Origin of the sequence: Streptomyces silaceus (genome assembly GCF_001419745.1) — a bacterium.
GTDB classification, from domain to species: Bacteria; Actinomycetota; Actinomycetes; order Streptomycetales; family Streptomycetaceae; genus Streptomyces; species Streptomyces silaceus.
Genome location: NZ_LIRJ01000411.1, coordinates 1 through 6,858 on the forward strand (window position 1 = coordinate 1; position 6,858 = coordinate 6,858).

At 70.8% G+C, this 6,858-nt stretch carries 5 protein-coding genes; 1 reads left to right on the forward strand and 4 read right to left on the reverse strand.

All coding sequences use genetic code 11. The features are described 5' to 3' along the window. The 4 genes from AOK22_RS31815 to AOK22_RS31830 all read right to left on the reverse strand — a co-directional run. Window positions 1–1,920 (reverse strand): dipeptide ABC transporter ATP-binding protein (locus AOK22_RS31815; protein WP_055702186.1); only part of this gene is annotated, 1,920 nt, incomplete at its 3' end. Between the two features lie 15 nt (window positions 1,921–1,935). Beyond that, complete coding sequence (locus AOK22_RS31820; RefSeq protein WP_208606474.1) at window positions 1,936–2,841, reverse strand: ABC transporter permease; 906 nt, start codon at window positions 2,839–2,841, stop codon at window positions 1,936–1,938. Then, window positions 2,838–3,797, reverse strand: coding sequence for an ABC transporter permease (locus AOK22_RS31825; RefSeq protein ID WP_055702187.1), 960 nt, complete (start codon window positions 3,795–3,797; stop codon window positions 2,838–2,840). The genes AOK22_RS31820 and AOK22_RS31825 overlap by 4 nt, the downstream gene beginning before the upstream one ends. Continuing rightward, a complete protein-coding gene (locus AOK22_RS31830; RefSeq protein WP_055702188.1) occupies window positions 3,794–5,635 on the reverse strand; it encodes a peptide ABC transporter substrate-binding protein in 1,842 nt (613 codons plus the stop codon). Before AOK22_RS31830 ends, AOK22_RS31825 begins: the two co-directional genes overlap by 4 nt. A 206-nt stretch (window positions 5,636–5,841) precedes the next feature. Between AOK22_RS31830 and AOK22_RS31835 the strand changes: the two genes are divergently transcribed. Next, on the forward strand, window positions 5,842–6,858 hold a 1,017-nt coding region (locus AOK22_RS31835; protein ID WP_244165186.1), incomplete at its 3' end, for an ROK family transcriptional regulator.

The window sequence follows — 6,858 nt, forward strand, 5'->3', positions numbered from 1 at the left end:
GGTGCGGAACCGGCAGCCCGACGGGGGCCGCGCCGCCGACGGGGTCTCGCCCGCCAGCGGGGTGCGTTCCGTGCCGGAGGCGGCCTCGGGGTCGGGCAGGTTGACCGTGTCGAGGAGCCCGCGCGTATAGGGGTGCAGCGGATGCGCGTACACCTGCTCGGCCGGGCCCGACTCCACGAGCTTGCCCAGGTACATCACACCGACGGTGTCCGCGAGATGCCGTACGACGGCCAGGTCGTGGGAGATGAACAGATAGGTCAGACCGCGCTCGCGCTGCAGCTCCCGCATCAGGTTCAGGATCTGCGCCTGCACGGACACGTCGAGCGCGGACACCGGCTCGTCGGCCACCACCAGATCGGGGGAGAGCGTCAACGCCCTGGCCAGACCCAGGCGTTGGCGCTGGCCGCCGGAGAACTCGTGCGGATAGCGGTGTACGGCGCCGCGCGGCAGGCCGACGGCGTCGAGGAGTTCGGCGACCAGCTTCTCCTGCTCGGCGCGGGCGCCCACTCCCTGGATCACCAGCGGCTCGCGCAGGATCTCGCCGACCCGCATGCGCGGGTCCATCGCGGCGGTCGAGTCCTGGAACATCAGCTGGACACGCCGCCGGTGGGCGCGCCGCTCGGCCCGGGACATCGCCGACGGGTCGGCGCCCTCGAAGCGCACCGCCCCGCCGGTCGGCTCCTCCAGGCCCGCGACGATCCGCCCGAGCGTGGTCTTGCCGCAGCCGGACTCGCCGACCATCCCGAACGTCTCGCCCCTGCGGACCGTGAGCGACACCCCGCCGACCGCGCTGACCGTGCCCCGGCTCCGGGAGAACGGGCCGCCCTTGAGGGGGAACTCCTTGACCAGCGAGTCGAGTTCGAGGAGCACGTCACCGGGGGGTGCGGCGGCGGGCGCGGTCGCCGGGACCACCACCTCGTCCTCGGACGCGGCCTCCTCCGGCACCGGATGGAAGCACGCGAAGCGGTGCTCCGCTCCCCGCGCCGCGTCGTCCACCAGCGGCGGCTCCTCGGTACGGCACGCGTCCGTGGCGAAGGAGCAGCGCGGTGCGAAACGGCAGCCCGTCGGGCGCACGGCGAGGTTCGGCGGCAGGCCGGGGATGGTGTGGAGCTCGGTACCTCTGTCGGCGGCCCGCTCGGGCAGCGCGGCGAACAGCGCCTCGGTGTAGCGGTGGCGCGGGCGCGCGAAGAGGCCGCGTACGTCCGACTCCTCGGCGACCTTCCCCGCGTACATCACCGCGACCTTGTCCACACGGTGGGCGATGACGCCGAGGTCGTGCGTGACCAGGATCATCGCCATGCCGAGCCGGGCGCGCAGATCGTCGACGAGCTCCAGGATCTGGTGCTGCGTCGTCACGTCGAGGGCCGTCGTCGGCTCGTCCGCGATCAGCAGCTTCGGCTCGCAGACCAGCGCCATGGCGATCGCCACACGCTGGCGCATGCCGCCCGAAAGCTGGTGCGGATAGGCCTTCATGCGCTCGGCGGGCTGGGGCATGCGGACCAGGCGCAGCATCTCCTCGGCGCGCGCCCAGGCCTCCTTGCGTCCGATGCCGGGGCGGTGCAGCAGCAGCGGCTCCGCCACCTGCGCGCCGATCGTCATCGTCGGGTTGAGCGAGGTCAGCGGGTCCTGGAAGACCATGCCGATGGTGTTGCCGCGGACGTCCTGGAGGACGGGCGCGGGGGCGCTCGCCAGGTCCGTGCCGTCGAACAGCACGCGTCCGCCGGTGATCGCGCCGCCCGGCGGCAGCAGGCCGAGGACGCTCAGCGCGGTCATCGTCTTGCCGCAGCCGGACTCGCCGACGACGCCCAGGGCCTCGCCGGGGGCCAGCGACAGGGAGACGCCGTCGAGGGCGTGGACGGTGCGCTCGCGCGAGACGATGTCGACGCGCAGGTCTTCGATCGTGAGCAGGGGCTCGGTCATCTTCGCGGTACTCCCTTACTTCCTCAGCCGTACGTCGAACGCGTCCCGCAGCCCGTCACCGATGAAGTTGAACGCGGCGACGACCAGCACGATCGCGATGCCCGGCGGGAAGATCAGCCACCAGTAGCCGTTCTGCGTGTAGGTGATGCCGGCCGAGAGCATCGAGCCCCAGTCGGCCGACGGTGGCGGGATGCTGAGGCCGAGGAAGGCCAGATAGCTGACGTAGAGGATGGCGTCGGCGACCTGGAAGGTCGCGTTCACGATGACCGTGCCGACGGCGTTCGGCACGATGTGCTTGAACACCGCCCGCGCGCCTCCGCCGCCCATCATCCGCATGGCCTGTACGTACTCGCGGTTGCGCAGCGACAGCGCCTCGCCGCGCACCAGACGGGCCGGGGACAGCCAGGCCACCGACGCGATGATCAGGACGAGGACGCCCTTGCTGGGCGTGATGATCGCGGCGACCACGACGAGCAGGAACATCGCCGGGATGGCGAGCGCCGCGTCGGTGATCCGCATCATCGCGGCGTCGACCCAGCCGCCGAAGTAGCCGGCGACCGCGCCGTACACGGTGCCGAACAGCGTGGCCAACAGGCCCGCCGCCAGGCCGATCTCGAGGGACGTCCGCCCGGCGACCATCAGGCGGCCGATCATGTCGTAGCCGAGGTCGGTGGTGCCGAGGAGGTGGCCGGGGCTGCCCGGCGGGAGGTTCGCCTGGGAGAGGTCGGTGTGGACCTGCTCCGTGTCGTACACCAGGGGGCCCAGGTAGCTGAACGCCAGCAGGAGCAGCAGGACCACCACGCCCGTCAGGGCGAGCTTGTTGCCGGTGAAGACCCGCAGGGTGCGGCGGGCCAGCGAGGGCGTGGCCTGCGCCGCCTCCTCCTGGCCGGGCGCGACGACAGGGGTGACGGTGGTGCTCATGCCACGCTCCGTATCCGGGGGTCGAGGACGGCGTACAGGACGTCCGTGAGCAGCGAGCCGACGACGGTGGCGACGCCGACGACGAGCGTCACCCCGAGCAGTACGGGGAAGTCGGAGCCCTGTGCCGCGTTCCAGAACAGCAGCCCCATGCCGGGGTAGTTGAACATCGACTCGACGACGAGGGCGCCGCTGAACAGCGTCGGCAGATACAGGCCGAGCAGGGTGGCCAGCGGGATCAGCGCGTTGCGCAGGACGTGCCTGACCATGATCCGGCGGCTCGACTGGCCCTTGGCCATCGCCGTGCGGACGTACTCCTCGGTGAGGTTGTCGAGGACCGCCGAGCGCATGTAGCGGCTGAACATCGCGACGATGCCGAACGCCATGGTGACCACCGGCAGGATCAACCCGGTGAAGTCGCCGAGGAGTTCACCGATCGACTCGCCCTGCGGCGCCTCCGCCGGGAAGATCGGCATGACCTGCGCGAACAGGATGATCATGATGAGGCCGAGGAAGAAGACCGGCGTCGCGTACATCAGGAAGGCGAGGCCCGTCAGGGCGTAGTCGGCGGCCTTGCCGCGCCGCACGGCCTGCAGCAGGCCCAGCGGGACCGCGATGACCACGGCGAGCGCGGTGGAGAGCACCGTCAGGAGGAGCGTCTTGGGCAGCCGCTGCTTCAGCAGGTCGAACACCGGCGAGTTGAGCTTGAAGGACTCGCCGAGGTCGCCGGTGAGCAGCCGCTTCAGATACATCGCGTACTGCATCGGCAGCGAACGGTCGTATCCCTGCTGGTGGTTGAAGTGCTCGATCTGCTGCGGGGTGCCCTTCGGGCCGAGGATGGCGCGCGCCGGGCCGCCCGGAAGCAGGTGCAGGAGCACGAAGACGATGACCGACACCAGGAAGAGGACGACGATCGCCTGGAGGAGACGCTTGACCAGAAAGCCGGTGAAGCCGGTCACTTCGCGGCTCCCTTCTTCTTGACGTAGTACCAGTGCTGGGGCGCGAAGGTGACGGTCGGGTTCTGCGAGACGCCGCGCAGGTCGTTGCGGATCACCGACACCTGGTACGCGGGGTTGGGCATCCACATCACGGGCAGCTGCTCGGCGAGGTACTCGCCGTAGGCGTGCACGGCCTTCATGTCGGGGGAGTACTGCACGGCCCGGATGATGCGGTCGGCCTTCTTGTCGCTGTAGTTGCCGAAGTTGGCGGAGGCCCCGGTCGAGAAGAGCTGCTCGCCGCTGGGGTTGAGCGGGTAGTACCAGCTGCCGGCCGTGCCGAAGAAGGACATGTCCCAGTCGCAGCCGGGGTCCTTCGCCTCGCAGGGCACGGAGTTGCCGAGCACCGAGTTCAGCGGCTGCTGACGCACGGTCAGGTCGATGCCGGCCTTGGACAGCGACGACTTGAGCTCCTGCATCATGTTCGTCGTCTCCGTCGAGCCGGACTGCGAGAGCAGGGTCAGCTCCAGCGGTGCGTCCTTCTCGATGCCCTTGCCGCACTGGCCGGCGCCCGTGCCCGGCCGAACGCAGCGCGCCGTCCCGTCCTCGACGCGCCAGCCGTGGCTGGTGAGCAGCCTGCGCGCCGTGCCGACGGAGAAGGGGTACCGGTTCTTCTCCATCGCCTCGGAGAGGTACTGGCTCTTGGGGGTGACCGGCACCGGGCCGAGCGTCGGGGTGGCGCTGCCCTGCCAGACGACGTCGCTCATCGCCTTCTGGTCGACGAGGTGCTGCATGGCCCGGCGGATGTAGAGCTGGTCCATCAGCGGGCCCGCGTTCGTGGAGTTGAAGTTGTAGACGATGTACGTCGCCGCCCAGCCCTCCCACGGATCGACGCGGTAGCCCTTGTCCTCGAACCTGTCCTTCTGCGCCATCACCGATGGCGGGATGTAGCCGTAGTCGACACCGCCCGAACGCAGCACGTTGTACTCGGAGTCGGCCGTCGTGAACGGCTTGAAGACGACCTTGTCCAGGTGCGGCCGCTCCGACTTCGGGCCGGTGAACTTCTCGTTCGGCACGATCGTGACCTGGCCGTTGTCGCGCCAGCCCGCCAGCTTCCACGGGCCGTTGACGGTCTTCCACAGCGGGTCGGAGCCGTAGGAGCCGAGGCTCTTCGCGTGCCGGGTGAGCCGCGCGAAGACCGCCTTCGCGCCCTCGGTGGTCCGGTCCCAGTCGCCGATCCTCCCGCCGTCGGTCTTCGCGCCCCAGGCGTGCTGGGGCAGCGCCCGCATCAGGGTGAGCTGGTTGGCGGTGAACCAGTCCGGGTTGTACGCGCGGCTCAGCCGCAGCCGCACCGTGTGGTCGTCGAGGATCTCGAACCGTTCGACGTTGTCCGGCATGGTGCCGACCGAGTAGCTGCCCCAGTCCGCCTTGTTGGCCTTGACCAGGTGGAACCAGAACTCCAGGTCGCGCGCGGTGACCGGCTTGCCGTCGGACCACCGCACGCCCTCGCGCAGCGGCACGGTCACGGTCCTGTTGCCGTCGCTGTACTTGGGCTCCAGGCCGAGCGTGCCGGCCCCGTGCGTGGTCAGCTCGCCCTTCTCCTTGTCCTGCACGGCGTCGTACACCGGCAGGAACAGCAGCGACTGGATCCCGTAGTTGTACGAGGCGCCGTAGCCCGGCGCGCCGATGGGGAAGATCCAGTTGGGCGTCGCGGCCGGCGGCAGGGCCATGGTGGCCGTCCCGCCCTCGACGGGGGTGCCGCCGGTGGGCCCCATGTCGATGCGGCCGCCCTCCCGCGTGCAGCCGGTGAGGGCCGCCGCGAGGACGAGCAGCGCTGCCGCCGCGGACCTGATTGAGCGCATGGCGATGGGCCTCCAAGGGGGACGGGGCCGGCCCCGAACAGGAGAACGACGGGGTGGCGCCCGAACGCTAGGCCGGAGGTGAAAAACAAGTCAATAGCTTCATTCGGCAAGAAGTGGAAAATCCGGCGAGAGTAGCCAACTTGCTTCGACCCGACCTAGAGTTCATCCCGTTCTCGAACGAAAGCTTCGAACTAAATGGGGGCGGCATGGCCGGAACACCACTCGGCGAACCAGGTTCGGCGCAGCACATCGTGCACCTGGTCTCCTCGGGCGCGGCCACGTCCCGGGCCGACCTCGTGCGCGAACTGGGCCTCGCCCCCTCGACGGTCTCCCTGCGCGTGCAGGAACTCGTCGACGCCGGGCTGCTCACCGAGTCCGGCGAGGGCGCCTCGCGCGGCGGGCGCAGGCCGCGGCTGCTGCGGGTGGCCGCGCACGGCGGTGTCGCGCTGGCCGCCGACCTCGGCAGCCACCACGCGCGGCTCGGCGTGGTCGACCTCGGCGGCGCCGTCTCCGACGCCGTCGACCTGCCGCACGACATCACCGCGGGCCCCGAGTCCGCCGTCGACTGGCTCTGCGGCCAGGTCGAGGAACTCGTCGACCGCCAGCGCGCCGAGGGCCGCACGGTCCGCGCGTTCGGCGTCGCCTTCCCCGGCCCCGTACAGCCCGCCACCGGCCGCGTCCTCAGCCCCTCCCGCATGCCCGGCTGGCACCGCTACCCCCTGCGCGACGTCCTCGCCGAGCGCCTCGGCATCCCCGTCACCGTCGACAACGACGCCACGATGATGGCCGTCGGCGAACACCGCGTCGCACGCCCCGCCCTGGAACACCTCGTCGTCGTCAAGGCCGGGCGCGGCATCGGCAGCGGCGTGATCTCCGCGGGCCGCCCGCACGACGGGGCCAACGGCAGCGCGGGCGACATCAGCCATGTCCGCGTCGAGGCCGCCGGCGACCGGCCGTGCAGCTGCGGCAACATCGGCTGCCTGGAGACCGTCGCCAGCGGCGCCGCCCTCATCCGCGAACTGGCCCTCCAGGGCGTCGAGGTGGCCGACACCTCCGACCTGCTGCGGCTCGTCGCGGACGGCGACCCCCAGGCCACCACCCTGGTGCGTACCGCGGGACGGCACATCGGCACCGTCCTGTCCGTCGTCGTCAACTTCTTCAACCCCCAGGCCGTGGCCCTCGGCGGCGTCCTCGCGACCGCCGAGCCCCTGGTCGCCGCCGTG